The 26092-nt window shown below is 63.5% G+C and carries 22 protein-coding genes and 1 other RNA gene; 12 read left to right on the top strand and 11 right to left on the bottom strand.

Translation table 11 applies throughout. The features are described 5' to 3' along the window. Window positions 1–382 precede the first annotated feature (382 nt). The 8 genes from F474_RS16975 to F474_RS16940 form a co-directional block, all read right to left on the bottom strand. Window positions 383–1639: an integrase domain-containing protein gene (locus F474_RS16975; RefSeq protein WP_097085694.1), complete on the bottom strand. Its 1257-nt coding sequence runs from the start codon at window positions 1637–1639 to the stop codon at window positions 383–385. Between the two features lie 185 nt (window positions 1640–1824). After that, window positions 1825–2223: a transfer-messenger RNA gene (gene ssrA / locus F474_RS16970) on the bottom strand. 91 nt (window positions 2224–2314) lie between these two features. Further along, the gene (locus F474_RS16965; protein ID WP_097085695.1) at window positions 2315–2602 is read right to left on the bottom strand and encodes a hypothetical protein; all 288 of its coding nucleotides are present in this window, start codon (window positions 2600–2602) and stop codon (window positions 2315–2317) included. A gap of 242 nt (window positions 2603–2844) precedes the next feature. Continuing rightward, entirely contained in the window at window positions 2845–5655 is a 2811-nt protein-coding gene (locus F474_RS16960; RefSeq protein ID WP_097085696.1) for an FAD-binding and (Fe-S)-binding domain-containing protein, read from the bottom strand. Beyond that, window positions 5652–6323 carry a lactate utilization protein gene (locus F474_RS16955; RefSeq protein ID WP_097085697.1) on the bottom strand — a complete coding sequence of 224 codons (672 nt, stop codon included), beginning with the start codon at window positions 6321–6323 and terminating at the stop codon, window positions 5652–5654. Before F474_RS16955 ends, F474_RS16960 begins: the two co-directional genes overlap by 4 nt. Next, a complete protein-coding gene (locus F474_RS16950) occupies window positions 6320–7777 on the bottom strand; it encodes a LutB/LldF family L-lactate oxidation iron-sulfur protein (RefSeq protein ID WP_097085698.1) in 1458 nt (485 codons plus the stop codon). Before F474_RS16950 ends, F474_RS16955 begins: the two co-directional genes overlap by 4 nt. Further along, a complete protein-coding gene (locus tag F474_RS16945) occupies window positions 7774–8598 on the bottom strand; it encodes a (Fe-S)-binding protein (RefSeq protein ID WP_097085699.1) in 825 nt (274 codons plus the stop codon). Before F474_RS16945 ends, F474_RS16950 begins: the two co-directional genes overlap by 4 nt. A gap of 79 nt (window positions 8599–8677) precedes the next feature. Beyond that, window positions 8678–10309, bottom strand: a complete 1632-nt coding sequence (locus tag F474_RS16940; protein WP_097085700.1) for a lactate permease LctP family transporter — start codon at window positions 10307–10309, stop codon at window positions 8678–8680. A gap of 228 nt (window positions 10310–10537) precedes the next feature. Here F474_RS16940 and F474_RS16935 point away from each other — a divergent pair, with 228 nt between their 5' ends. After that, a complete protein-coding gene (locus F474_RS16935) occupies window positions 10538–11305 on the top strand; it encodes an FCD domain-containing protein (protein ID WP_097085701.1) in 768 nt (255 codons plus the stop codon). Window positions 11306–11344: 39 nt separating this feature from the next. On the opposite strand, the gene smpB is transcribed toward F474_RS16935, so the two are convergent. Beyond that, the gene (gene smpB / locus F474_RS16930) at window positions 11345–11827 is read right to left on the bottom strand and encodes an SsrA-binding protein SmpB (protein ID WP_097085702.1); all 483 of its coding nucleotides are present in this window, start codon (window positions 11825–11827) and stop codon (window positions 11345–11347) included. A gap of 153 nt (window positions 11828–11980) precedes the next feature. On the opposite strand from smpB, the gene F474_RS16925 reads away from it, so the two are divergent. Beyond that, window positions 11981–12415, top strand: coding sequence for a type II toxin-antitoxin system RatA family toxin (locus tag F474_RS16925; protein WP_097085703.1), 435 nt, complete (start codon window positions 11981–11983; stop codon window positions 12413–12415). Beyond that, window positions 12408–12722, top strand: a complete 315-nt coding sequence (locus F474_RS16920) for an RnfH family protein (RefSeq protein ID WP_097085704.1) — start codon at window positions 12408–12410, stop codon at window positions 12720–12722. The genes F474_RS16925 and F474_RS16920 overlap by 8 nt, the downstream gene beginning before the upstream one ends. A gap of 58 nt (window positions 12723–12780) precedes the next feature. Here the strand turns inward: F474_RS16920 and F474_RS16915 are convergent, their stop codons facing one another. After that, window positions 12781–13302, bottom strand: coding sequence for an outer membrane protein assembly factor BamE (locus tag F474_RS16915; protein ID WP_097085705.1), 522 nt, complete (start codon window positions 13300–13302; stop codon window positions 12781–12783). Window positions 13303–13400: 98 nt separating this feature from the next. Between F474_RS16915 and fur the strand changes: the two genes are divergently transcribed. Then, complete coding sequence (gene fur, locus F474_RS16910) at window positions 13401–13808, top strand: ferric iron uptake transcriptional regulator (RefSeq protein ID WP_097086152.1); 408 nt, start codon at window positions 13401–13403, stop codon at window positions 13806–13808. Window positions 13809–13872: 64 nt separating this feature from the next. On the opposite strand, the gene recN is transcribed toward fur, so the two are convergent. Further along, window positions 13873–15543 carry a DNA repair protein RecN gene (recN, locus tag F474_RS16905; protein WP_097085706.1) on the bottom strand — a complete coding sequence of 557 codons (1671 nt, stop codon included), beginning with the start codon at window positions 15541–15543 and terminating at the stop codon, window positions 13873–13875. Window positions 15544–15756: 213 nt separating this feature from the next. On the opposite strand from recN, the gene grpE reads away from it, so the two are divergent. The 8 genes from grpE to F474_RS16865 all read left to right on the top strand — a co-directional run bounded on the left by grpE (window position 15757) and on the right by F474_RS16865 (window position 26088). Continuing rightward, a complete protein-coding gene (gene grpE / locus F474_RS16900; RefSeq protein ID WP_256577779.1) occupies window positions 15757–16341 on the top strand; it encodes a nucleotide exchange factor GrpE in 585 nt (194 codons plus the stop codon). A 104-nt stretch (window positions 16342–16445) separates the two neighbouring features. Next, window positions 16446–18368 carry a molecular chaperone DnaK gene (gene dnaK / locus F474_RS16895; RefSeq protein ID WP_097085708.1) on the top strand — a complete coding sequence of 641 codons (1923 nt, stop codon included), beginning with the start codon at window positions 16446–16448 and terminating at the stop codon, window positions 18366–18368. A 234-nt stretch (window positions 18369–18602) separates the two neighbouring features. Next, on the top strand, window positions 18603–19736 hold the full coding sequence (gene dnaJ, locus F474_RS16890) for a molecular chaperone DnaJ (RefSeq protein WP_097085709.1): 1134 nt from the start codon (window positions 18603–18605) through the stop codon (window positions 19734–19736). A 21-nt stretch (window positions 19737–19757) separates the two neighbouring features. Further along, window positions 19758–20561, top strand: coding sequence for a 4-hydroxy-tetrahydrodipicolinate reductase (dapB, locus tag F474_RS16885; RefSeq protein ID WP_097085710.1), 804 nt, complete (start codon window positions 19758–19760; stop codon window positions 20559–20561). A 184-nt stretch (window positions 20562–20745) separates the two neighbouring features. Then, a complete protein-coding gene (carA, locus tag F474_RS16880; RefSeq protein WP_097085711.1) occupies window positions 20746–21882 on the top strand; it encodes a glutamine-hydrolyzing carbamoyl-phosphate synthase small subunit in 1137 nt (378 codons plus the stop codon). A gap of 117 nt (window positions 21883–21999) precedes the next feature. Further along, on the top strand, window positions 22000–25221 hold the full coding sequence (carB, locus tag F474_RS16875) for a carbamoyl-phosphate synthase large subunit (RefSeq protein ID WP_097085712.1): 3222 nt from the start codon (window positions 22000–22002) through the stop codon (window positions 25219–25221). Beyond that, window positions 25218–25691 carry a transcription elongation factor GreA gene (gene greA / locus F474_RS16870; protein ID WP_097085713.1) on the top strand — a complete coding sequence of 158 codons (474 nt, stop codon included), beginning with the start codon at window positions 25218–25220 and terminating at the stop codon, window positions 25689–25691. Before carB ends, greA begins: the two co-directional genes overlap by 4 nt. Next, the gene (locus tag F474_RS16865; protein WP_097085714.1) at window positions 25669–26088 is read left to right on the top strand and encodes a hypothetical protein; all 420 of its coding nucleotides are present in this window, start codon (window positions 25669–25671) and stop codon (window positions 26086–26088) included. Before greA ends, F474_RS16865 begins: the two co-directional genes overlap by 23 nt. Window positions 26089–26092: the final 4 nt, after the last annotated feature.

The following is a 26092-nucleotide window of genomic DNA, read 5'->3' as shown; positions in this document are numbered from 1 at the left end:
GCGTGTCGCACTATGGGCTGAGCCACCGCGTTAGCGGCATGACCTTGAAGGCTCTGGCCATCTGGGGTGCTGCCAACGGCAGCGCTTAGAAGCTTTCTTCTAGCGGTCAATAGGGTATGGGTCAATCGGCGGAGGGCGCCTTGAAATGCGCCAGTTTTGGGTTCTGGCGTTGGGTGGAAATCGGTGGCATTCAGTGGTGGCGAGGCCGTTCGTCGCTTTTATAGTGTTAGCCCCTGGGCATGGGGATGCGAAGCCTCCCCATGCCCAGGGGCTTAGCCGGAGAGGCTAGAAGCAAAACAAGTTGGCGACGGTCGCCAGTGAATCTGACGCAACGCCTTCCCGGGGCATGCGCGCTGTCGCCAGTGTCGCCGTTGTCGCCGCGCTATCGAATCGGCACTACGGTGCGATCGCGGGCGACATTGATTGCGCTAGCGGAGAGGTTGCCGGTCGCCGCTTTCTGAATGTACTCACTCCACCAGGCCATCATCGGGCGCCGGCGCTCGATGTAGTCCGCGCGGTTGTATGCGCTACGCACCTCATCTTTATCTACATGCGTCAACGCGACCTCGATCAGCTCGGGGTCCCAGCCATGCTCGTTGAGGATGGTGCTGGCCATCGAGCGCAGCCCGTGGCTGACGAGCCGGTCCTGAAAGCCCATGCGCTTCAACGCCATGTTCGCCGTCTGGCTGTTGGCATGTGTGCGGGGATTTCGGTCAGAGGGAAACACATATTTGCGGTTGCCGCTAAGTGGCTTCACCGTGGTCAGCAGCGCGAGCGCTTGGTCGGTGAGCGGGATCGCGTGAGGGCGGCGCTTTTTCATGCGCTCTACTGGGATCACCCATAGCGCTTTATCAAAGTCGATATCGACCCACCGTGTAGTGGCCGCCTCAGCGGGGCGGGTCATCGTGTGCAGTTGCCATTCGAGCAAGCAGCGGGTGATGCGCTTGATGCTGGCATTGGCGATTTCCATCATCAGCTGAGGAAGCTCCTCAGGCGGAAGCGCGGCCATATTTTCTTTTTTCGGCTTTTTGAAAACCGAGCGGATACCGGTGAGCGGGTTGGCAAAGATCAGCCCGGAGTTCACGCCGTAGGTCATGATCTCGTTGAGCCGCTGGCTGACCCGCTTCACCGTCTCAAGGCTGCCCTTTGCCTCTAGTGGTCGCAGTAGCTTGATCACCATGGGGGCGGTTACGTCCTTGAGGGGCGTGGTTTTCATGCTGGGTAAAACGTGCAGCACCATCGAGCGACAGATGTCTTCTGCGTAGGCCGGTGTGACTGAGTCCTTCTTGAGCTCGAACCAGGCCGTGGCGACCTTTTCGAAGGTGTGTTCATTTTCTGCCAGCCGGGCCTGTCGTAATTCATCGCGCTGGGCCTTGGGGTCGATGCCCAGTGCGAGCATTTCCCTGGCTTCCGTTGCTTTCTTTCGGGCGTTGGCCAGGGAGAGATCAGGGTAGGGGCCGAGCGCCATATTGAGGCGGTCGCGTGTTAGCGGCTCACGATAATTGAAATTCCAGATCATCGAGCCGCTGGCGCGCACTCGAAGCTGCAGGCCATCGCCGTCGGTGAGGACGAAGTCTTTACCAGTGGCCTTTACCGCCTTGAGCTGGCGGTCGGAGAGGCGGCTTGCGTTAGTAGGCATTGGGATACCTCCAGCAGCATTTTGGTATCCTGAAAATGGCACCGGGTAGCCTGGGATACCACCCGGGATACCAAAAGCGCTGGAACTCAAAAAATCTCTGGATACCGCAGAAGCGCTGAAAGCCCCGTATTTCCTGGCCTGCAGGCACAAAAAAAGACGTCCGTGGACGTCTTTAGATGTTGAAGTGGTGGAGCCGGGGGGATTTGAACCCCCGTCCGCCAGTACTCCGCTGTCGGTACTACATGCTTAGCCCGTTCTACTGAGTTAACCCGCGGCCGCCCGAGGGGCAGGGTGCTTTGGGCGAGTCGTGTAAGTTTTAGCTGTTTCGTCCACGACGTACTACGCAGCGATCCTGTTCTGTATGACAGTCAGTTCAGGTTTACAGGCATCCCCTAGTGACTGCTGGTACCGAAGTAGCCAGAACGAGCAGTTTCTTAACCGCGATTAAGCGGCCAGAGCTACCTGGTCGTTGAAGGTTTCGTCATTGGCAACTATAGAAGTTGCAACAGTGGATTTACGAGTTCTGTTACCAACTCGGCATGCACCTAGAGTTTCGTTACCGGCGTCGAATCCTGATCGGCCCCGACCCGTCTGGTGCGACGGATAGCGTTGAGTCTACGGCAAATCGCCGGGCGCGTCGACCCTGTAATGAGGGGCGCGCCCTGGCGGGGTGCGTCAGTTGCCGGCACCGCTGCCTTTTTTGGTGGTTTTGTCCAGCTGGGTCAGCACCTTCTGGCTTTCGGCGATGCAATCTTTGGTTTTGCCGGCGGCTTGATCGGATTTTGCCTTTTCGATGCTGGGTTTCAGAACCTTTTCCAAGGCTGGGTTCGAAGGGGCAACGGTGGCCAGCTCGTTATCGATCTTCTGCAGGTTGGAGGCGCAGAGGTCTTCAGCGGCGAAAGCCGGGGCGGCGCCGAGCAGGGCGGTGGAGAGGAACAGGCCAGCGAGTGCGGTGCGCTTCATGGGCAAATCTCCTTGATTGATGAGGCTCGGGGCAAGCCGAGCATCGGGCCCCGGCAACGCCGGTGCGTGAAAAATGGACTGGCAGAGCGGGCGAGGGGTTCTATTTTTCTTTGGGTGATGTCGTTTTTCGCTAAAAAGGTCGGTGTTGGGGGGATTGTGCTTGGCGAACAGAGGGCGCTGGCGAGGCAAGGCGGTTTCCCACGCCAGGCGCCATCCCACCACACGCCGCCCTTGCGCGGGTATCAAATGGCGCGGGGCGTGGTAACGCGGTCCACGAGGTACACCAGGCCGTGATAGTCGACCCCGCTGTGGTGGCTGAGCCCAATTTCGCAGGTGCGGCTGGTGGAGATGCCTTCGCTGCAATACTGCACCGCTTCCTTGAGCGAACGCAGCGCGTGCTGGTTGAGCTCGGGGGTGGTGAAGCCTTTGTCGCCGGCAAAGCCGCAGCAATGAATGCCCTCCGGAACCACCACCTGATGGCTGCACAGCCGGGCCAGGTCGATCAGCGCCTGGCTTTCGCCCAGGTGTTGGGTGCTGCAGGTCACGTGCACGGCGATGGGCTCGGCTTGCGGGGTGAAGTCGAGCTTGTCGAGCAGGTGGGTGCGGATGAAGCGCACCGGGTCGTAGAGGTCCAGCTGGGTGCCGGCCAGGCCCTGGGCCAGGCGCAGGGTACAGGGGCTGGTGTCGCAGTAGATCGGGTCGAGGCCGCCACGGCTGGCCCGCAGCAGTGCATCGATCAGTTGCTGGCGCTTGGCGTCGGCCTGGTCGGGGTAGCCTTTGGAGGCAAACGGCTGGCCGCAGCACAATTGCTCGAGGTGCTCGGGGTACACCACTTGGTAGCCGGCTTTTTCCAGCAGTTGCCGGGTTTTGCTGGGCAGGTCGGTTTGCTCGCTGTCGCCGGCGCTTGGGCCCATCACCCGGGTCACGCAGGCGCTGAGGTACACCACGCGTGGGCGAGGGTCGCTGGCCGGTGGGGTGAAGTGGATGGGTGCCACGGCCTGGGGCAGGGCGGGTGACCATTGCGGCAGGCGGTGGCCGCTGGCTTTGCTGAGCGTGGCCGACCAGCGCGCCAGGCGTGGGGCGCCCAGCAGCTTGCGCGCACCGTTGGCGCTGCGCAGGGTGAGGCGGGCGCCCTTGAGGGTGGCGGCGAAGTGCTCAGCGAGCCAGCTGGCAGCCTGCCCATGCTGCGCGGTGCGGGCCCGCAACTTCTTGACCAGGTCGCCGGTGTTGATGCCCACCGGGCAGCGCTGGGCGCACAGGCCGGTGGCGGCGCAGGTGTCCAGGCCTTGGTACTGGAAGCGTTGCTCCAGTTGTGTGGTGTTTTCACCGGCCCGCTGGCGGGCCTGGATGTCGCGCCACATCACGATGCGCTGGCGCGGGCTGAGGGTCAGGCCTTTGGATGGGCACACCGGCTCGCAGAAGCCGCACTCGATGCATTTGTCTACCAGCTCATCGGCGGCGGGCAGGGGTTTGAGGTGCTTGAGGTGAATCTGCGGGTCTTCGCTGAGCACCACGTCGGGGTTGAGGATGCCGGCGGGGTCGAGCAGGCGCTTGAGCTGCCACATCAGCTGGTAGGCGTCTTCGCCCCATTCCAGCTCCACGAAAGGCGCCATGTTGCGGCCAGTGCCGTGTTCGGCCTTGAGCGAGCCGCCGAACTCCACAGCCACCAGCTGGGCCACGTCGTCCATGAAGCCTTGGTAGCGGGCGATCTCCTCTGGGCTGTTGAAGCCCTGAGTGAAGACGAAGTGCAGGTTGCCTTCCAGGGCATGGCCGAACAGGATGGCTTCGTCGTACCGGTGCTTTTCGAACAGGCCGATCAGGCGGTTGACGCCTTCGGCCAACTGCTCCACGGGGAAGGTGACGTCTTCGATGATCACCGTGGTGCCGGTTTCGCGCACCGCGCCCACGGCGGGGAAGGTGTCTTTGCGGATGGCCCAGAGCCGGGCGTTTTCGCGCGCGTCGCGGGTGAACGGCACCTGTTGCTCGACGGCAAAGCCCGCCAGCGAGGCCGTGACCTGTTGGATGTCTTGTGTAAGCGCCTCTTCAGTGGCCGCCCGTGCTTCGATCAACAGGGCGCAGGCGCCGGCTGACAGCTGCTGGACGAACGCAGGCATGCCCGGCTTGGCCTGCACCGAGCGCAGGCTGCGGCGGTCGAGCAGCTCCACGGCGCTCACTGGCTGCTGCTTGAGCGCAGTGACGGCCAGGCAGCAGGTGACCACGTCGGGGAACACGATCAGCGCGGTGGCTTTGTGCGGGTGGTCGGGCACGGTGTGGTACGTGACCGCGCTGATGAATCCCAAGGTGCCCTCGGAGCCGACCATCAGGTGGCTGAGGATGTCGATGGGGTCTTCGAAGTCGACCAGCGCGTTGAGCGACAGGCCGCAGGTGTTCTTCAGCCGGTACTTGTGGCGGATCTTGCTCGCCAGGGCCTGGTTGGCGCGGGTTTGCCGGCCCAGCTCGGCCAGTTGCTCGAGCAGGGGGCGGTGGCTGCTGCGCAGGGCCTGGCGGCTTTCGCGGCTTTCAGTGTCGAGCAGGGTGCCGTCGGCCAACACCAGGCGCATGCCCGCCAGGGTGTGGTAGGTATTCTGCGCAGTGCCGCAGCACATGCCGCTGGCGTTGTTGGCGACGATGCCGCCGATCTTGCAGGCGTTGATCGAGGCTGGGTCGGGGCCGATCTTGCGGCCATAAGGTGCGAGCCAGGCGTTGGCCTGGGCGCCGATCACGCCGGGCTGCAGCCGCACCTGCGCGCCGTTGTCACGAATCTCGCGCTGGTTCCAGTGGTCGCCCAGCACCAGCAGCACCGAGTCGCTCAGGGCCTGGCCCGAGAGGCTCGTGCCGGCGGCACGGAAGGTCACCGGCACGCGCTCGCGCTGGGCCAGCTTGAGCAGGGCGATCACTTCTTCTTCGCTTTCCACACGGATCACCAGCTGCGGGACCAGACGGTAGAAGCTGGCGTCGGTGCCGAAAGCCAGGGTCGACATGGCGTCGCTGAAGCGGCGCTCGGCGGGGATCAAGCGGGCTGCGTCGGCCAGAAAGGCAGCGGGCAGGGTCATGCGTCCTCCAGGATGATCACGATCAGGTCTTTCGGACCATGGGCGCCATAGGCCAGCACCTGTTCGATATCGGCGGTTTTCGATGGGCCGGAGATCAACAGTGCGTTGGTCGGCATGCCTTGGGCCCAGCCGTGGTCGCGCTGCACGCTGTAGAAGTTGTCGTGCACTTCGCTGGCCTTGAGCAGGGCAATGTGAACGGGCGGCACCAGGCTCATCAGCCGTGGCTCTTCGGGGGTGGGCCACAGCACCAGGCTGCCGGTGGCGGCGATGGCCCCGAGGGTGCCGGTGAGGCTGGCGGGCGTGTCGTTGAACAGCGTGTGCTTCCAGGCTTCGACTGGTTGGTCGTAGCCCTTGAGCAGCAGGCTGTGGCCCTGGGCATGCACGTGCTCGGCCAACTGCTGGCCGTGGGCGGTGCGGGGCGACACCAACAGGCGGTCGATGCCGCGTGCCTGCAGCAGCTCCACCAGCAGTGCCGGCCATTGCCCGGTGTGGCTCAGGTGCACTTGGGTGTGCACCGCCTCCATCAGGGTTTTGAGCCGGGAAACGCGCTCGTGCGGCGGGTACTGCCAGGGTTCGGTGACCAGCGCGGGGTCGAAGTTGGGCGTGATGGGCGTGGTGCCTTCCAGGCTCTTGCGCAGGCGCGCGAGGATGTTGTCGCGGGCACTCATGGCTTGGGCTCCTGCTTGGCGAGATGGGCGGCCGCGCGTTCGTGCAGCGACTGCGCGGCGGGGCGCGGTGCGCTGTGGTGTTGCGTCCAAGGGCCGAGCTGGGCCGGGGTAAGCCCACGCAGCCGGGTGGCCAGGCGCAAGAAGGCGCGGTACAGCCCCGGGCTGCGGTTCAGCCGGGCCCAGGCGTTCCACATCAGCCGCTCCTTGCGTGAGTACTTGCTGCCCTGGCCACGCATGGCCGGGTGCGGCGCGTCCGGCGCCTTGACGTTTTCTTCGCGCAGCCGGCGCAGCAGCGCCGGGATCGGGATCTTCACCGGGCACACCTCGCCGCAGGCCCCGCACAGGGACGAAGCGCTGGGGTGGTCGGGCACTTTGTTCAGGCCCACCAGGTGCGGGGTGATGATCTTGCCGATGGGGCCAGGGTACACCTCGCCATAGGTGTGGCCACCGACTCGGGTGTACACCGGGCAGTGGTTCATGCAGGCGCCGCAGCGGATGCAGTTGAGGGTCTGGCGCAGCTCGCCGTCGGCGAAGGCCTGGCTGCGGCCGTTGTCCAGCAGCACCAGGTGCACTTCCTGTGGGCCGTCCAGCTCGCCGGGCTGGCGCGGGCCAGAGATCATGTTCACATAGGTGGTGATCGGGATACCCAGTGCTGAGCGGGTGAGCAGCGACAGTAGCGGCACCACGTCTTCGAGGTTCTCGACCACCTTCTCGATGCCGGTAACGGCAATGTGCACCGGCGGCACGGTGGTCACCATGCGCCCGTTCCCCTCGTTTTCCACCAGCAGCAGGGTGCCGGTTTCGGCCACGGCGAAGTTAACGCCCGAGACGCCGATGTCGGCCTCGAAGAACTTCTGCCGCAGCACCCGGCGGCCGATCTGGATCAACTGGTCGACGTCTTCGGTGTACTCCACCTCCAGCCGATGCTGGAAGAGCCTGGCCACTTGCCGGGCGTTCTTGTGGATCGCCGGCACGATGATATGGGAGGGCTTTTCGTTATCGAGCTGCACGATGAACTCGCCCATGTCGGCTTCCAGGCATTCGATGCCTCGCTCGCCGAGAAAGTGGTTCATCTCCATCTCTTCGCTGACCATCGACTTGCCCTTGACCACCTGGCGCGCCTGATGCGCCTGGGCGATCTCGAGCACGATGGCATTGGCCTGCTCGATGGTTTCGGCCCAGTGCACCTTCACCCCTTGGCGGGTAAGGTTGGCTTCGAGCTTTTCGAGCAATTCAGGCAGCTTGGAGAGCGCGCGGGCGCGGATGGCGTTGCCTTGGGCGCGCAGTTGCTCGCGCTCCTCTGCGTTGGCGAAGGCGTTGGCGCGCTTGAGCATCAGGCCGTCCATGGCCTTGCGGAAGTTGCCGCGCAATTGGCTGTCGCCCAGCGCCTGGTGGGCGCGGGTGCGGAAATCGTCGGAAATGTCCTGGGCGGGAATGCGTGCGGCGTCGTTCATTGGGCACCTCCGGTGCGCTGCCAGAGAAAGCTCGCCAGGTGCTGGCCGCGCACGGCGGCGCGCTGTTTCTCCAGCGAACCGTTGATGTTCATCAGGCAGCCGCAATCGGCGCTGATGATCTGGTCGGCGCCGGAGCCGATCAATTGCCGGGTTTTGTCTTGCACCATGGCGCCGGAGATGTCTGGCATCCGCACGCTGAAGGTGCCGCCAAAGCCGCAGCATTCGCTTTCATGTTCATGCTCGACGCGCTCCACGTTGGCCAGCTGCGCCAGCAGCGCACGGCCATGCAGGTGCGTGTTCATCTCGCGCCGGGCCGAGCAGGAGGTGTGCAGCGCGACCTTCGCCGGCGCGCCCTGGTCATGCAGGCTCACCTTGCACACGTGCAGCAGAAATTCGGCCAGCTCGTAGGTGCGTTCGGCGAGCGCCTGCGCCTTGGCGCGATTTGCGGGCTCATCTTTGAACACCTCCACGTAATGCTCCCGGAACATCCCTGCGCAGGAGCCGGAGGGCACCACCACGGGCCAATCCTCCTCGAACAGCGCAAGTTGCGCCCGCGCCACTTCCCGGGCCTGGTCGCTGTAGCCACTGGTCCAGGCCGGCTGGCCACAGCAGGTTTGCCCTTGGGGGTAGCTCACCGCGATGCCTTCGCGTTCGAGCAAGTGGATGGCGTCCATGCCGGCGTCGGGGAAGAACAGGTCGACCACGCAGGTGCCGAACAGGTAGACCTTGGCGGGCTTGTTGGCCGGGTACTGGCGCGGCGGTGCAAGGGGCGGGGCCACGCGGGTGGCGTTGGGGGCGGCGTCGTAGAACAGGTCGGTCATCAGGCTATCTCCGGATCAGGCCGGTTTTTATGTGCAGCCGCCGCCCGTGCATTCGGGCGGCGGCTTTCACAGTGTGGCATCAATGCACGAGCATGCCGGGCAGCCAGTAGGCCTGGGCAAGGGTGATCAGGCCCACGAGGGTGGCGAAGAACAGGCTGTGCTTGAGCGTGAAACGGAACAGGTCGGCCTCTTTGCCCACCAGCCCGGTGGCCGCGCAGGCCACGGCGATCGACTGTGGCGAGATCATCTTGCCGGTTACCCCACCGCTGGTGTTGGCGGCTACCAGCAGTGTGTCGTTCACGCCGATCTGGTGTGCGGTGGTGGCCTGCAGCGAGCTGAACAGCGCGTTTGAAGAGGTATCGGAGCCGGTCAGGAACACGCCCAGCCAGCCCAGGAACGGCGAGAAGAACGGAAAGGCCGCGCCAGTGCCGGCCAATACCAGCGCCAGGGTCGAAGACATGCCCGAGTAGTTGGTCACGAACGCGAACGCCAGCACCATGCCGATCGACAGGATGGGCCAGCGCAGCTCTACCAGGGTCTCTTTGAAAGTGGTCAGGCCAATTTTCGGGGTAATGCGCAGCACCAGCATGCTGACCAGCGCCGAGAGGAAAATCGCCGAGCCGGTGGCCGAAATAGGGTCGAACTTGAACACCGCGGCCAATGGAGCCGGCGTGGCCACGATGGGCGCGCCCTTGATCACCAGTTGGTCCAGGTGCGGCACGGCAATGGCGGTGACGGTGCTGTAGAGCGCGCCGCCAGCGGCGAACAGCGCCTTGAAGGGTTTGAGGGTCCAGATCGTCACCAGCACGGTCAGGATCAGAAACGGCGACCAGGCCTTGAAGACGGCACCGGCGCTGAACGTCGTGGTGTCTTCCTTGCTCGCGGTTTGGCTGCTGCGCGGGCGCCAGGCTTTCAGGAACAGGGTGGTGGCGATCAGGCTGGCCAAGGCCGATGTGATGTCCGGCAGCTCCGGGCCGATGAAGTTTGAGGTCAGGTACTGGGTAACCGCGAAGCTGCTGCCCGCGACTAGCGCTGCGGGCCAGGTTTCCCTTACGCCGCGAAGGCCGTCCATGATGAACACCAGCCAGAACGGCACGAACAACGACAGCAATGGGAGCTGGCGGCCGGTCATGGCGCCGATCTTCATGGCGTCGATGCCGGTGACCTGCCCGGCCACGATGATCGGGATGCCCAAGGCGCCGAAGGCCACCGGGGCGGTGTTGGCAATCAGGCACAGCCCAGCGGCATACAGGGGGTTGAAACCAAGCCCCACCAGCAGCGCCGCGGTAATGGCAACTGGGGCGCCGAAGCCCGCAGCACCTTCCAGGAACGCCCCGAAACAGAAGCCGATCAGCAGCACCTGCAGGCGCTGGTCGTCGGTGATCGACAACACCGAGCTGCGGATCACCTCGAACTGGCCGCTTTTAACGGTGAGTTTGTAAAGAAACACGGCGGCCACAATGATCCACGCGATCGGCCACAGGCCATACATGAAGCCATAGCCGGCCGCAGCCAGCGCCATGTCGGCAGGCATGCCAAACGCCAGGATCGCTACGCCCAATGCCAGCATCAAGGTGATGAACCCGGCGATATGGCCTTTGAGCCGCAGCAGCGCAAGGGCGACGAAAAAGAACACGATAGGGAGTACGGCGGCCACGGCGGAAAGCCCCAGGCTGCCAAGGGGGCTGTAGAGTTGTTGCCAGGTCTGCATGGTCATGAACCTTATTGTTTTTGGTCGGCTCGGCGAGTTACGGTAAATTGGTAAGACCAATTTGTAACGTTCGGTGGCTAGCGTAGTGGCCCCAGGGTTGGTGTGTCAATTACCCCTTTGGTCTGGTTCCGATTGGCTTCACAGTGAAGCGCTTCAGGTCGCTGATGCTCTGGGCGCTCGAATCGGCGAGAATGTGGCGCCCGCCCGATGCGGGATGGAGAACAGGTAATGAGCTTTGATCAGGTACGCCAGCGGCGTTTGTCCGACGGGATCGTCGAGCGGCTGGAGGCCATGTTGTTGGAAGGCACGCTCAAGGCCGGCGAGCGCCTGCCCGCTGAGCGCACGCTGGCCGAGCAATTCGGCGTGTCGCGCCCCTCGCTGCGCGAGGCCATCCAGAAGCTGGTGGCCAAGGGCATTCTCGTCAGCCGCCAGGGCGGTGGGCATTTTGTGATCGAAAGCCTGGGCGCGACCTTCAGCGACCCGTTGATGGCCCTGTTGGAGAGCAGCGCCCATGCCCAGCAGGACCTGATCGAATTTCGCCACACCCTCGAAGCCTCATGCGCCTGGTACGCCGCTCAGCGCGCTACAGAGGGTGATCGCGAGCGGCTGACCGCCGCTTTCGAGCGCTTGAGCGATTGCTACAGCCGGCACGCCGAGGTAAGCCGCTTGGAGGAGGGCGCCGCAGACGCGAACTTTCACCTGGCCATCGCCGAGGCCACCCACAACGCCGTGCTGTTACACACCATTCGTGGGCTGTTCGACCTGCTCAAGCGTAATGTGGTCACCAATATCGGCGGGATGTACCGCCAGCGCAGCGAAACCCGTGACATGTTGATCAGCCAGCATCGGGAGCTGTACGAGGCAATCATGAATGGGCAGGCGGACCTGGCGCGCGAAGTTTCGAGCCGGCACATTTTGTATGTGCAGGAGGTGCTGCTCGAAGCGCAGCAGGAAGCCGAGCGGGTGGCGCGGGCCGAGCGGCGGCGGGGGCTCTGATACGCGGCTCGCCCGGCATAGGCCGGGCGAACGCACGGGTTACTCCTCGCGCCCTTTGTTGCGCACGGCGCGCTGAAGCTCGCGGTTGGAGTCTCGCTCGCGCACGGTGTCGCGCTTGTCGAACTCCTTCTTGCCCTTGGCCAGCGCGATCTCGCACTTGACCAGATGCTTGCTCCAGTACAGCGCCGTGGCCACACACGTGTAGCCCTTTTGCTGAACGTCGGCGAACAGCCGGTCAAGCTCGCGGCGGTTGAGCAGCAGCTTGCGCGTGCGGATCGGGTCGGCGATCACGTGGGTGCTGGCGGTGGTCAGCGGCGTGATGTGGGCGCCGAACAGCCAGGCCTCGTTGTCCTTGAGCAGGACATAACTGTCGACCAGTTGCGCCTTGCCGGCGCGCAGGCTCTTCACCTCCCAACCCGAAAGGGCCAGGCCAGCTTCGAAGCGGTGTTCGATGAAGTAATCGTGCCGCGCCTTCTTGTTGAGCGCGATGGTCCCGGTAGGGTGTTTCTTTTGTTTAGCCATAGGCCCCGCATTATAGGGGTAAGCACAGCGGCAGGCTATGGCCTTGAGCGCGAGGATTGAATCCCGGACAATGCCCTCAACACTTCGCTGATGAACTGCTGGCGCAGCCGCGCACTCCCAAGAGTGTGTTCGCGCCCCGGACGTGACGGATAGATGACGACCCATATACAACGCTCAGCCCTGCTGCCTTACCCCGCCCAGGCGCTTTACGACCTGGTGAACGATGTGGCCAGCTACCCGCAGTTCCTGCCCTGGTGCTCTGCAACCACGGTGATCGACAGCAGCGCCACGCACATGCGGGCCAGCCTGGAGGTGGCCAAGGCCGGCTTGAGCCAGAAGCTGGTGACGCTCAATACGCTTGACCCTGGCCAGCGCATCGAGATGAACCTCGAGGAAGGCCCCTTCACCCAGTTGCATGGGGTGTGGGTCTTCAAGCCCCTGGGGGAAAAGGCCTGCAAGATCAGCCTCGACCTTGCCTTCGACTATGACGGCCCGATCGTGCGCGCCACCCTTGGGCCGCTGTTCAACCAGGCTGCCAACACCCTGGTCGATGCGTTTTGCCAGCGGGCCAAGCAGTTGTATGGCTGAGCCGCTGATTCAAGTCGAGGTGGTGCATGCCAGCGAGGCCGAGCAAGCGTTGATTGGCTTGGCCGTTCCCCAGGGGTGCACGGCGCTGGAGGCGGTCGAGCGCTCCGGTATCCTGCAGCGCTTTCCCGGCTTGAGCACCGACGCCATTGGTATCTTCGGCAAGCTGCTCAAGGCCCCGGCCAGCCATGTGCTCGAGCCTGGTGACCGGGTAGAGATCTACCGCCCCCTGCTTGCCGACCCGATGGAAGTGCGCCGCCAACGTGCAGCGCGCGCCAAGGCCAGCGCCGCTCAGGCCGGCAAACGCTGAACCGCAGGCAATAAAAAGCCCGGCACTGGAGCCGGGCTTTTTACTGGGCGCTGGGGCCTTATTGCGGGTCGGTGTCGAGCGGCTCGGGCGAAGGCACGGCAGTCGGCTTGGCTTCGTCGACGCTGTGCTGGATGTCTTCGAGCAACGAACCTGGCTTGGGCGGCGCTTCTTTGGGTTGCTGTGGCTGCTGCGGCTCGGTGACCGAATTGCCGCTGTCGTTGCCCATGATGGCCTGGTCACGGCTCACGCCGGGCATGAAGTCACCCGACAGGCTCGCCAGCTGATCGTTGTCGTTGAAGAACAGGCTCACGCGCTCCTGCTGGCGGGCGGCACCGCCTGGCATCATGCTGTACAGGTAATCCCAGCGGTTGGGGTGAAAGGTGTCGATGATCAGCGGGTTGCCCATGATGAAACGTACCTGCCGGCGCGTCATGCCAGGCTTGAGCTGGTCTATCATGTCTTGCGTGACGACATTGCCCTGCTGGATATCGATTTTGTAAACCCCGGGGAAAGAACAACCGGCGAGTGCGAGCAGGCTCACGAGGGTGAGGCTGGTGAGCAGGTGCTTGGTGTTTTGCATCGGTGGGCGACTTCCACTATCTTGGCTGGGTCAACGAAACCCCGATCATACCCGCATTGAATGAAGCTGCGAAAGCAGCATTGGCGAGAAAGCTCACCATGGTTGAAAACAACGAACTACGAAAAGCAGGCCTGAAAGTGACCCTTCCCCGGGTCAAGATCCTGCAAATGCTGGACTCCGCCGAGCAGCGGCACATGAGTGCCGAGGACGTGTACAAGGCGCTGATGGAAGCGGGCGAGGACGTTGGCCTGGCCACCGTTTACCGCGTGCTGACCCAATTCGAGGCTGCTGGGCTGGTGGTGCGCCACAACTTCGACGGCGGCCACGCGGTGTTCGAGCTGGCCGACAGCGGCCACCACGATCACATGGTCGACATGGATACCAACGAAGTCATCGAATTTGTCGACCATGACATCGAGAAGCTGCAACACGATATTGCAGACAAGTACGGTTACGATTTGATCGACCACAACCTTGTGCTGTACGTACGCAAGCGCAAGCAATAAGAAATACCGCCTTGTGCCCGAGGCTGAAAAGGCGCCCCTTCGAGGGCGCCTTTTTCATGCCCGCTCAGCGGCTGGCGGTGACCATCTTCTTGGCATGCGCCAGGGACTCTTTGGTCAGGTCGATGCCGCCCAGCATGCGCGCCACCTCTTCGATGCGCTCGGCCTTGGTGAGCGCGCGCACGGCGGTGTGCGTGTCGTGCTCGCTGCGTACCTTGTGCACGAACAGGTGATGGTGCCCTTGCGCCGCCACCTGCGGCAGGTGCGTGACCGTCAGCACCTGGCCGCGGTCGCCCAGGCGCCGGAGCAGTTGGCCAACGATTTCGGCGGTTGGGCCGCCGATGCCGACGTCGACCTCGTCGAACACCAGGGTGGGGGTGCGCGAGGTTTGCGCGGTGATCACCTGAATGGCCAGGCTGATGCGTGACAGCTCGCCGCCGGAAGCCACCTTGGCAATCGACTTTAGGGGTTGGCCGGGGTTGGCGCTTACCAGCAGCTCCACCTGTTCCAGGCCATGGGGGTGCAGGTCGTCGGCGCTGCCAGGGCGCAGGGCGATTTCGAAACGCCCACCGGGCATGCCCAGGCGTTGGATCTCGGTGGCTACGGCTTCAGCCAGGTGGGTTGCCGCTTGCTGGCGAAGCGCACTGAGCTCCTGGGCTTTTTCCTGGTAGTGGCGTGCGTAGGCGGCCAGCTCTTCACCGAGGCGCTCGAGGGTCTCGTCGCTCGCGTCCAGGCTTTCGACTTCGTCGAGCAACCGCTGGTGCAGCGCATTCACTTCGCCAGGCTGCACCCGGTGTTTGCGCGCCAGGGTATAGATGGTGTCTAGCCGCTCTTCGATGAACTGCAGGCGAGCAGGGTCAGCGTCGAAATGGTCGATGAAGCGGTTGAGTTCGCCTACGGCCTCTTCGACCTGTATCTGGGCGCTGGCCAGTAGGTTGGCTGCTTCCTGCAGGGCCTTGGGCGGGTTGTTCACGCTGCCCAGGCGGTTCAGGCAGCCATGCAGCGCACTGAGCAGGTTGCCTGAGTCGCTTTCGCTGCACAGCTCAAGCACCTGGCGGCTGCTGACCAGCAGGCCCTCGGCGTTGGCCAGGTTGCGATGCTCTTCTTCCAAGGCCTCGACTTCGCCTTCGCCCAAGGCGAGGTTTTCGAGCTCCTCGAGCTGGTAGCTAAGCAACTGATGGCGGGCACGCTGCTCGTCGCTGGCGTTGCTCAGGCGGTCGAGGCTCTGCCGCGCCTGGCGCCACCGCTGGGAAGCCAGCTGCACCTGCCGGGCCAGGTCGGCAGCGCCGGCGTACTCGTCGAGCAGGCGGCGGTGGGTGTCGGGCTTGAGCAGCGATTGGTGCTCGTGCTGGCCATGGATGTCGATAAGCAGCTCGCCCAGCGCTTTGAGGTCGCCCAGCGGGCAGGGCGTGCCATTTATATAAGCGCGCGACCGGCCTTCAGCGGTGATCACCCGGCGCATGATGCACTGGCCTTCGTGCTCCAGGTCGCGCTCATCGAGCCAGTCGCGCGCCTCGCCAATCTGGCTGATGTCGAAGGTGGCCAGGATATCGGCTTTGTCGGCCCCGGGGCGCACCACCCCAGGCTCGGCCCGGTCGCCCAAGGTAAGCCCGAGGGCGTCGAGCATGATCGACTTGCCGGCGCCGGTTTCCCCGGTGATCACGCTCATGCCACGTGCAAGCTCCAGATCGAGGTGCTCGACGATTGCATAGTTGTGGACGGACAGGTGCACCAGCATGCTTGGCTCCGGCGTTTGCGCTAAGGGTGGTTATTTATACAGTGATCCAGCCGGCGGGAGCAATTGCCTTCTTTAGCTCGTTTTGGACGAAGCGGCGCACTTCTTATCGCGAGCGGAAATTTATCGCTTTCGGGTTGGTTCTGGCCCTTGAAGCTCAAACCCACGGCCCCATATAGGCGGGCAAGTGTGCGAGCTCAATCGCTCCACGAGCCGATACCAAAGGAGACTTTCATGGCTGACGAACAGACGCTGGACGATCAGAACCCAGGCGCAACCCAAGCTCCCGACGCAGCGGGTGACGACCTCGCCGCACGCGTGGCGGCCCTTGAAGAAGAAGTGGCGGCGGCCAAGGATCAGTCCCTGCGCGCCGTCGCCGACCTGCAGAATGTGCGCCGCCGCGCTGAGCAGGATGTCGAAAAAGCCCACAAGTTTGCGCTGGAGAAATTCTCCGCCGACCTGCTGCCGGTGATCGACAGCCTCGAGCGTGGCCTTGAGCTTTCCAACGCCGATGATGAAGCCCTGCGCCCGATGCGTGAAGGCATGCAGCTGACGTTGAAGATGTTCGAAGACACCCTCAAGCGTTACAACCTCGAAGCGGTCGACCCGCACGGCGAACCCTTCAACGCCGAGTTCCACCAGGCAATGGCCATGCAGGAAAGCGCCGAGGTCGAGCCCAATACGGTGCTCAAGGTGTTCCAGAAGGGCTACCAGCTCAATGGCCGCTTGCTGCGCCCCGCTATGGTGGTGGTCAGCAAGCCTGCCGCGCCTGTTTCGCCGTCCATCGACGAAAAGGCTTGAAATACTAAAGCCGGCCCCCATTTAACCGGCAAGCGCATCCCTGCTACCGCGGCCAGCCACCACTGGCGCGGCAACCTGATTCGAAGTTTCTGGAGAGTTTCAACATGGGCAAAATCATCGGTATCGACCTGGGGACCACCAACTCCTGCGTCTCCGTGCTGGAAAACGGCAAATCCAAAGTGATCGAGAACGCCGAAGGCGCGCGTACTACCCCCTCGATCATCGCCTACACCAACGATGGCGAAATCCTGGTGGGCCAGTCGGCCAAGCGCCAGGCGGTTACCAACCCGCAAAACACGCTGTACGCAGTCAAGCGCCTGATCGGCCGCCGCTTTGAAGAGAACGTGGTTCAGAAAGACATCGAGCTGGTCCCCTACAAGATCGTCAAGGCCAACAACGGTGACGCCTGGGTCGAGGTGAAGGACAAGCAAATGGCACCGCCGCAGATCTCTGCCGAAGTGCTGAAGAAAATGAAGAAAACCGCCGAGGATTACCTGGGCGAGGCCGTGACCGAAGCGGTCATCACCGTGCCGGCCTACTTCAACGACAGCCAGCGCCAGGCCACCAAGGACGCGGGCAAGATCGCGGGGCTGGACGTCAAGCGCATCATCAACGAGCCGACCGCCGCTGCGTTGGCCTACGGCATGGACAAGGCCAAGGGCGACCACACCATCATCGTCTATGACCTGGGCGGCGGTACCTTCGACGTGTCGGTGATCGAAATTGCCGAAGTCGATGGCGAGCATCAGTTCGAAGTGCTGGCCACCAACGGTGACACCTTCCTGGGTGGTGAAGACTTCGACATCCGCCTGATCGACTACCTCGTCGACGAATTCAAGAAAGAAAGCGGCATCAACCTCAAGGGCGACCCGCTGGCGATGCAGCGCCTGAAGGAAGCGGCTGAGAAGGCGAAGATCGAGCTGTCCTCCAGCCAGCAGACCGACGTGAACCTGCCGTACGTCACTGCCGACGCTACCGGGCCGAAGCACCTGAACGTCAAGATCTCCCGTGCCAAGCTGGAGTCGCTGGTCGAAGACCTGGTTCAGCGCACCATCGAGCCTTGCCGTGTGGCCCTCAAAGATGCCGGTATCGACGCTTCGAAGATCGACGACGTCATCCTCGTGGGCGGCCAGACCCGCATGCCGATGGTTCAGAAAGCCGTCAGCGATTTCTTCGGCAAGGAAGCGCGCAAGGACGTCAACCCTGACGAAGCCGTTGCTATGGGTGCTGCCATCCAGGGCGCCGTACTGGCCGGTGACGTGAAGGACGTGCTGCTGCTGGACGTCAGCCCGCTCACCCTGGGTATCGAAACCATGGGCGGCGTGATGACCCCGTTGATCGAGAAGAACACCACCATCCCGACCAAGAAGTCGCAGGTGTTCTCGACCGCTGACGACAACCAGAGCGCCGTGACCATTCACGTGTTGCAAGGTGAGCGCAAGCAGGCTGGCCAGAACAAATCGCTGGGCAAGTTCGACCTGGCCGAGATCCCACCGGCACCGCGTGGCGTGCCGCAGATCGAAGTGACCTTCGACATCGACGCCAACGGCATTCTGCACGTAGGCGCCAAAGACAAGGCCACCGGCAAGCAACAGTCGATCGTGATCAAGGCCAACTCCGGCCTGTCGGACGAAGAAATCGAGCGCATGGTGCGTGACGCCGAGGCCAACGCCGAGGAAGACCGCAAGTTCGAAGAGCTGGCCGCCTCCCGTAACCAGGGTGATGCGCTGGTGCACTCGACTCGCAAGATGGTCAGCGAGGCCGGCGACAAAGTGACCGCCGAAGAGAAGACCGCCATCGAAGCCGCCGTGTCGGCCCTGGAAGTTGCCGTCAAGGGCGACGACAAGGCTGCCATCGAAGCCAAGATCGAGGAGCTCTCCAAGGTCACCGCACCGGTTGCGCAGAAGATGTACGCCGAGCAGGGCGAGCAGCCTCAGGGCGGCGCCCAGCCAGGTGAGGCCGAGCAAGGCAAGAAGCATGACGACGTGGTCGATGCCGAGTTCGAGGAAGTCAAAGACAACAAGTAATCGCTTGTTGTCAGCCAGCCGCTCGCGCGTGCGCGGCAACTGGTAGGATGTCGCCGCGCGGGGGCCTTGCCCCCGCGTTGGCATGTCTGGGCATCCGATTTTATTTTTTCGCGCCGGCCTCCCGGGCGGGCGCATGTAGCCAGCATTGCTGGCTGCTTTCTACTCACGGGGTGCTGTGTGCGGCACACCAGGCGGCAATGGCCGCCGAACGTCAGCGAGAGTGTGAAAGAACTTATGGCAAAGCGTGATTACTACGAGGTGCTGGGGGTCGAGCGCGGCGCCAGTGAAGGTGACCTGAAAAAAGCCTATCGCCGCTTGGCGATGAAGTACCACCCCGACCGCAACCCGGGCGACAAAGAAGCCGAAGACCGCTTCAAAGAGGCCAACGAGGCCTATGAAGTGCTTTCCGATGCCAGCAAGCGCGCGGCCTTCGACCAATACGGCCATGCAGCCTTCGAGGCTGGCATGGGCGGGGGCGGCGGCGGCCAGGGCTTCGGTGGCGCCAACTTCTCCGACATCTTCGGCGATGTCTTCAGTGACTTCTTCGGCGGTGGCGGCCGCGGCGGTGGTCGTGGGGGTGCCCAGCGCGGCTCCGACCTGCGCTACACCCTGGAGCTGGACCTCGAAGAAGCCGTTCGCGGTACCACTGTCAGCATTCGCGTGCCGACGCTGGTCAACTGCAAACCCTGCGATGGCAGCGGGGCCAAGAAAGGCTCCGCGCCGGTCACCTGCCCGACGTGCGGCGGCATCGGCCAGGTGCGCATGCAGCAGGGGTTCTTCTCGGTTCAACAAACCTGCCCACGGTGCCATGGCCAGGGCCGGATCATCTCCGACCCCTGCGAGCACTGCCACGGCGAAGGCCGGGTCGAAGAGTTCAAGACGCTCTCCGTCAAGGTGCCTGCCGGTGTCGACACCGGTGACCGCATTCGCCTGGCGGGCGAGGGTGAGGCTGGCGCGCAAGGTGGCCCGACCGGTGACCTCTACGTGGTGATCAACGTGCGCGAGCACGATATCTTCCAGCGTGACGGCAAGCACCTGTTCTGCGAAGTGCCGATCAGCTTCACCGATGCTGCGCTGGGCGGGGAGCTGGAAGTCCCGACGCTGGATGGCCGGGTCAAGCTCAAGATCCCGGAGGGCACCCAGACCGGCAAGCAGTTCCGCCTGCGCGGCAAGGGCGTTGCCCCGGTGCGTGGCGGTGGCCCGGGCGACCTGATGTGCAGCGTGATCGTCGAGACGCCGGTCAACCTCGACCGCCGCCAGCGCGAGCTGCTCGAGGAATTCCGCGCCACCCTGGAGGGAAACAGCTCCAACTCGCCCAAGGCCAGCGGCTGGTTCGACGGCGTAAAGCGCTTCTTCGGCGACCTGTAATCTTTTTCAAAGGACGCAAGCATGCGACGCATTGCAGTAACCGGCGCGGCCGGTCGGATGGGCAAGGCCCTGATCGAAGCCGTTCATAAGGAGGCCGGGGCCGGCCTTACCGCAGCAGTTCACCGCCCAGACAGCACCCTGGTGGGTGCCGATGCCGGCGAGCTGGCGGCACTGGGGCGTATCGGCGTGCCGTTGTCTGGTGACATCGCGCGGGTAATGGATGAGTTCGACGTGTTGATCGATTTCGTTCATCCCTCGGTCACCCTGAAGAACCTGGCAGCCTGCCGCAAGGCCGGCAAGGCCATGGTCATCGGCACCACCGGCTTCACTGAAGAAGAAAAAGCCCGCCTGGCGGAGGCCGGCAAGGACATTCCGATCGTTTTCGCCGCCAACTTCAGCGTAGGGGTGAATCTGTGCCTGAAGCTGCTCGATACCGCTGCCCGGGTCATGGCCGAAGAGGCAGACATCGAGATCATCGAAGCCCATCACCGGCACAAGGTCGATGCGCCGTCGGGTACCGCGCTGCGCATGGGTGAGGTGGTTGCCAATGCGCTGGGCCGCGACTTGCGTGAAGTGGCCGTGTACGGCCGCGAAGGCCAGACCGGCGCTCGCGACCGCCAGACCATCGGTTTCGCCACGGTGCGTGCCGGCGACGTGGTGGGCGACCATACCGTGCTGTTCGCCACCGAAGGCGAGCGCGTGGAGATCACTCACAAGGCCTCCAGCCGCATGACGTTCGCCAAGGGGGCGGTGCGTGCGGCCATGTGGCTGGAGGGGCGTGCCCCGGGCCTCTACGACATGCAGGACGTGCTCGGGCTGCACTGAACACCCATTTTCGGATCATTTAGCGGTGGACCAAAAAACGATTTTTCTGTAAGCTTCCCGCTTTAGTGTGTCCACTAAAAGCGCGCAGATGAATTCGTTAAAAAAAGCGGGGTGACGTGAATACGTCATTCCGCTTTTTTACAACCTGCGATCGCCCCTTCAGGCTTGAATTTCGGAGGTCTTCTTGACTAAGCCAGCCATACTCGCCCTTGCCGACGGCAGCATCTTTCGCGGCCAAGCGATCGGAGCCGACGGCCAGACCGTCGGAGAGGTGGTGTTCAACACCGCTATGACCGGTTATCAGGAAATCCTCACAGATCCTTCATACGCCCAGCAGATCGTTACCCTGACCTACCCGCACATCGGCAACACCGGCACCACCGAGCTCGATGCCGAGTCGAACAAGGTCTGGTCGGCTGGCCTGGTGATCCGCGACCTGCCGTTGCTGGCCAGCAACTGGCGCAACACCCAGTCGCTGTCCGACTACCTCAAGGCCAACGGTGTGGTCGCCATCGCCGGCATCGATACCCGCCGCCTGACCCGTATTCTGCGTGAGAAGGGCGCGCAGAACGGTGCGATCCTTGCGGGCGACGGCATCACCGACGAAGCGGCCATCGCGGCTGCGCGCGGGTTCCCAGGCCTGAAGGGCATGGACCTGGCCAAGGAAGTTTCCACCGCCAGCACCTACCAATGGCGCTCCAGCGTCTGGCAACTGGCCGGCGACAGCCACCCAGAGCGCACCGACGCCGAGCTGCCCTACCACGTAGTGGCCTACGACTACGGCGTGAAGGTCAATATCCTGCGCATGCTGGTGGCCCGTGGCTGCCGCCTGACCGTAGTGCCGGCCAAAACCCCGGCGGCCGAGGTCCTGGCCATGAACCCCGATGGCGTGTTCCTCTCCAACGGCCCTGGCGACCCCGAGCCCTGCGATTACGCCATCGAGGCGATCAAGCAGGTGCTGGAAACCGACGTGCCAGTATTCGGCATTTGCCTGGGCCACCAGTTGCTGGCCCTGGCTTCTGGCGCCCGCACCGTGAAGATGGACACCGGCCACCACGGCGCCAACCACCCGGTTCAGGATCTGGACAGCGGCGTGGTCATGATCACCAGCCAGAACCACGGTTTTGCGGTCGACGAGAAAACGCTGCCTGCCAACCTGCGCGCCACGCACAAGTCTCTGTTCGACGGCACCCTGCAGGGTATCGAGCGCACCGACAAGAGCGCGTTCAGCTTCCAGGGGCACCCCGAGGCGAGCCCAGGCCCCACCGATGTGGCGCCGCTGTTCGATCGCTTTATCGATGCCATGGCCAAGCGCCGCTAAGCGCCAGCCCCAGGTGGCGCGCCCCGCAAGCCCTGAGGGCCGGGGCGCCGCCAGAGACTGTTACAGGCGGCTTGCTGCACAGGCCTGCCGACTGACCCGCGGATTCGAGTGACAACCATGCCAAAACGTACAGACATCAAAAGCATCCTGATTCTCGGCGCCGGCCCGATCGTGATCGGCCAGGCCTGCGAATTCGACTACTCCGGCGCTCAGGCTTGCAAAGCCCTGCGCGAAGAGGGCTACCGCGTCATCCTGGTCAACTCCAACCCGGCCACGATCATGACCGACCCGGCCATGGCCGACGCTACTTACATCGAGCCGATCAAGTGGGCGACCGTCGCCAAGATCATCGAGAAGGAGCGCCCCGACGCGCTGCTGCCGACCATGGGTGGCCAGACTGCACTGAACTGCGCGCTGGACCTGGAGCGCGAAGGCGTGCTCGAGAAGTTCGGCGTGGAAATGATCGGTGCCAATGCCGACACCATCGACAAGGCCGAAGACCGCTCGCGCTTCGACAAGGCCATGAAGGCCATTGGCCTGGAATGCCCGCGCTCCGGTATCGCCCACAGCATGGACGAAGCCTTCGCCGTGCTTGAGCGCCTGGGCTTCCCGTGCATCATTCGCCCTTCGTTCACCATGGGCGGCACCGGTGGCGGCATCGCCTACAACCGTGAAGAGTTCGAAGAAATCTGCGCTCGCGGCCTGGACCTGTCGCCAACCAAAGAGCTGCTGATCGACGAGTCGCTGATCGGCTGGAAGGAATACGAGATGGAGGTGGTCCGCGACAAGAAGGACAACTGCATCATCGTCTGCTCCATCGAAAACTTCGACCCGATGGGCGTGCACACCGGCGACTCGATCACCGTAGCCCCTGCGCAAACCCTGACCGACAAGGAATACCAGATCATGCGCAACGCCTCGCTGGCGGTGCTGCGTGAGATCGGTGTCGAAACCGGCGGCTCGAACGTTCAATTCGGCATTTGCCCCGACACCGGCCGGATGGTCGTGATCGAGATGAACCCGCGCGTGTCGCGCTCCTCTGCGCTGGCCTCCAAGGCCACTGGCTTCCCGATCGCCAAGGTGGCAGCCAAGCTGGCCGTGGGTTACACCCTCGATGAGCTGCAGAACGACATCACCGGTGGCCGCACCCCCGCGTCGTTCGAGCCTTCGATCGACTACGTGGTCACCAAGCTGCCACGCTTCGCGTTCGAAAAGTTCCCCAACGCCGATGCTCGCCTGACCACCCAGATGAAGTCGGTCGGTGAAGTGATGGCTATCGGCCGTACGTTCCAGGAGTCCATGCAGAAAGCCCTGCGCGGCCTGGAAGTCGGTGTGTGTGGGCTAGACCCGAAGGTCGACCTGGCCGACAGCGAAGCGCGCAGCATCCTCAAGCGTGAGCTGACCGTGCCTGGCGCCGATCGCATCTGGTACGTGGCCGACGCATTCCGTGCCGGCATGACCCGCGACGAAATCTTCGCCCTGACCATGATCGACCACTGGTTCCTGGTGCAGATCGAAGACCTCATCGCCGAGGAAGAGACCGTCAAGACCCTGGGCCTTGCCGATATCGACCGCGACACCATGTTCCGCCTCAAGCGCAAGGGCTTCAGCGATCAGCGCCTGGCCAAGCTGCTGGGTGTGACCGAGAAGAACCTGCGCCGCCACCGCCATAAGCTCGAAGTGCTGCCGGTGTATAAGCGCGTCGACACCTGTGCGGCCGAATTCGCCACCGACACCGCCTACCTGTACTCCACCTACGAGGAAGAGTGCGAGGCCAACCCGACCGGCCGCGACAAGATCATGATTCTCGGCGGTGGCCCGAACCGTATCGGCCAGGGTATCGAGTTTGATTACTGCTGCGTGCATGCCGCGCTCGCCCTGCGCGACGACGGCTATGAAACCATCATGGTCAACTGCAACCCCGAAACCGTTTCCACCGACTACGACACCTCCGACCGCCTGTACTTCGAGCCCCTGACCCTCGAAGACGTGCTGGAAGTGGTACGCGTCGAGAAGCCCAAGGGCGTGATCGTCCATTACGGTGGGCAAACCCCGCTGAAACTGGCCCGCGCCCTGGAAGAGGCTGGTGTACCGATCATCGGCACCAGCCCTGACTCGATCGACCGCGCCGAAGACCGCGAACGCTTCCAGCAGATGGTCGAGCGCCTGAACCTGCTGCAGCCGCCGAACGCCACCGTGCGCAGCGAAGACGAAGCGATCCGTGCAGCCGGCCGCATCGGTTACCCGCTGGTGGTGCGCCCTTCCTACGTGCTGGGCGGCCGCGCCATGGAGATCGTCTACAACGAAGAGGAGATCCGCCGCTACCTGCGTGATGCGGTCCAGGTGTCGAACGACAGCCCGGTGTTGCTGGACCACTTCCTCAACTGCGCCATCGAGATGGACGTGGACGCGGTGTGCGACGGCACCGACGTGGTGATCGGCGCGATCATGCAGCACATCGAGCAGGCCGGTGTTCACTCCGGCGACTCGGCATGCTCGCTGCCGCCTTACTCGCTGCCGGCCAACGTGCAGGACGAAGTGCGCGAGCAGGTCAAGAAGATGGCCCTGGAGCTGGGCGTGGTGGGCTTGATGAACGTGCAGCTGGCGCTGCAGGGCGACAAGATCTACGTGATCGAAGTCAACCCACGCGCTTCGCGGACCGTACCGTTCGTGTCCAAGTGCATCGGCACCTCGCTGGCGATGATCGCGGCCCGCGTCATGGCCGGCAAGAGCCTCAAAGAGCTGGGCTTCACCCAGGAAATCATCCCTAACTTCTACAGCGTCAAGGAAGCGGTATTCCCGTTCGCCAAGTTCCCTGGCGTCGACCCTATCCTCGGCCCAGAAATGAAGTCCACGGGCGAAGTGATGGGTGTGGGTGACAGCTTCGGTGAAGCATTCGCCAAAGCCCAGATGGGCGCGAGCGAAGTGCTGCCAACCGGCGGTACCGCCTTCATCAGCGTGCGCGATGACGACAAGCCGCTGGTAGCCAAGGTGGCAGGCGACCTGATCGGCCTCGGTTTCGAAATCGTGGCCACCGCCGGCACCGCCAAGGTCATCGAGGCAGCGGGCCTGAAGGTGCGCCGTGTGAACAAGGTGACCGAGGGCCGCCCGCACGTGGTCGACATGATCAAGAACGACGAAGTCACCCTGATCATCAACACCACTGAAGGCCGCCAGTCGATCGCTGACTCCTACTCGATCCGCCGTAACGCGTTGCAACATAAGATCTACTGCACCACCACCATCGCGGCCGGCGAAGCCATCTGCGAAGCGCTCAAGTTCGGTGCAGAAAAGACCGTTCGCCGCTTGCAGGATCTTCACGCAGGATTGAACGCATGAATAAATACCCCATGACTGTCCAGGGCGCTCGCGCCCTGGAAGACGAACTGAAGAAGCTCAAGGAAGAACGCCCGCTGATCAGTGCCAAGATCGGCGAGGCTCGCGAACTGGGTGACCTCAAGGAAAACGCCGAGTACCACGCCGCGCGTGAGGAGCAGGGCCTTGCCGAGGCGCGTATTCGCGACATCGAAGGGCGCCTGCAGAACGCGGTGGTCATCGACGTCACCAACATGCCCAAGACCGGCAAGGTGATCTTCGGCGTTACTGTCGAGATCGCCAACGTCGAAACGGATGAGAGTGTGAAGTACCAGATCGTGGGCGAGGATGAGGCCGACATCAAAGTTGGCAAGCTCTCGGTCGGTTCGCCCATTGCCCGTGCCCTGATCGGCAAGGAAGAGGGCGACGTGGTGACCGTGAAAACCCCAAGCGGCGTGGTCGAGTACGAGATTGTCGAAGTCGCGCACCTCTGACCTGCCTGCATCCCTCTGGCAGCTGGCCCAGGTGCTCTGGGTCGGCGGCCTATGGGGTGTTCAGGTGCTGATGGCCCCGGCACTCGAGCGCTCGAGCCTGGCTGAGTTGCTGCGGCGTGACGTGCTTGACGCTGCCAATACCTGGGCCGTTACCTTTGCGCTGTGGGGTATCGGCGTTCAGCTGGTGATCCTGGGGTGGCGCAGCGGAGCGAAAGCCCTGCTGCGTGACCGCCGTGCGCAATTGCTTTGGTTGGCCCTGGCCGCAGCGCTCGCCTGGATAGGCTTTGCAGGCGCTGGCCTGCCGCCCTCCAGGCTCGGCGCAGTGCCCATTGTAGTGCTGGGCACCGCTGGGCTTTTGCTGGTGCTATGGCCCACGCCAACGCGCCGCGAGCCCTGACCCT

Source organism: Pseudomonas sp. URIL14HWK12:I12, assembly GCF_003097135.1.
Lineage (GTDB): Bacteria > Pseudomonadota > Gammaproteobacteria > Pseudomonadales > Pseudomonadaceae > Aquipseudomonas.
The sequence above is the reverse complement of the archived record's forward strand: the minus strand, read 5'-3'. Positions and strand labels throughout refer to the sequence as shown.

Bases quoted from the DNA above. Each gene is read 5' to 3' on its own strand.
- F474_RS16975 (WP_097085694.1), bottom strand. From the start codon at position 1,639: ATGCCTACTAACGCAAGCCGCCTCTCCGACCGCCAGCTCAAGGCGGTA.
- F474_RS16965 (WP_097085695.1), bottom strand. From the start codon at position 2,602: ATGAAGCGCACCGCACTCGCTGGCCTGTTCCTCTCCACCGCCCTGCTC.
- F474_RS16960 (WP_097085696.1), bottom strand. From the start codon at position 5,655: ATGACCCTGCCCGCTGCCTTTCTGGCCGACGCAGCCCGCTTGATCCCC.
- F474_RS16955 (WP_097085697.1), bottom strand. From the start codon at position 6,323: ATGAGTGCCCGCGACAACATCCTCGCGCGCCTGCGCAAGAGCCTGGAA.
- F474_RS16950 (WP_097085698.1), bottom strand. From the start codon at position 7,777: ATGAACGACGCCGCACGCATTCCCGCCCAGGACATTTCCGACGATTTC.
- F474_RS16945 (WP_097085699.1), bottom strand. From the start codon at position 8,598: ATGACCGACCTGTTCTACGACGCCGCCCCCAACGCCACCCGCGTGGCC.
- F474_RS16940 (WP_097085700.1), bottom strand. From the start codon at position 10,309: ATGCAGACCTGGCAACAACTCTACAGCCCCCTTGGCAGCCTGGGGCTT.
- F474_RS16935 (WP_097085701.1), top strand. From the start codon at position 10,538: ATGAGCTTTGATCAGGTACGCCAGCGGCGTTTGTCCGACGGGATCGTC.
- smpB (WP_097085702.1), bottom strand. From the start codon at position 11,827: ATGGCTAAACAAAAGAAACACCCTACCGGGACCATCGCGCTCAACAAG.
- F474_RS16925 (WP_097085703.1), top strand. From the start codon at position 11,981: ATGACGACCCATATACAACGCTCAGCCCTGCTGCCTTACCCCGCCCAG.
- F474_RS16920 (WP_097085704.1), top strand. From the start codon at position 12,408: ATGGCTGAGCCGCTGATTCAAGTCGAGGTGGTGCATGCCAGCGAGGCC.
- F474_RS16915 (WP_097085705.1), bottom strand. From the start codon at position 13,302: ATGCAAAACACCAAGCACCTGCTCACCAGCCTCACCCTCGTGAGCCTG.
- fur (WP_097086152.1), top strand. From the start codon at position 13,401: ATGGTTGAAAACAACGAACTACGAAAAGCAGGCCTGAAAGTGACCCTT.
- recN (WP_097085706.1), bottom strand. From the start codon at position 15,543: ATGCTGGTGCACCTGTCCGTCCACAACTATGCAATCGTCGAGCACCTC.
- dnaK (WP_097085708.1), top strand. From the start codon at position 16,446: ATGGGCAAAATCATCGGTATCGACCTGGGGACCACCAACTCCTGCGTC.
- dnaJ (WP_097085709.1), top strand. From the start codon at position 18,603: ATGGCAAAGCGTGATTACTACGAGGTGCTGGGGGTCGAGCGCGGCGCC.
- dapB (WP_097085710.1), top strand. From the start codon at position 19,758: ATGCGACGCATTGCAGTAACCGGCGCGGCCGGTCGGATGGGCAAGGCC.
- carB (WP_097085712.1), top strand. From the start codon at position 22,000: ATGCCAAAACGTACAGACATCAAAAGCATCCTGATTCTCGGCGCCGGC.
- greA (WP_097085713.1), top strand. From the start codon at position 25,218: ATGAATAAATACCCCATGACTGTCCAGGGCGCTCGCGCCCTGGAAGAC.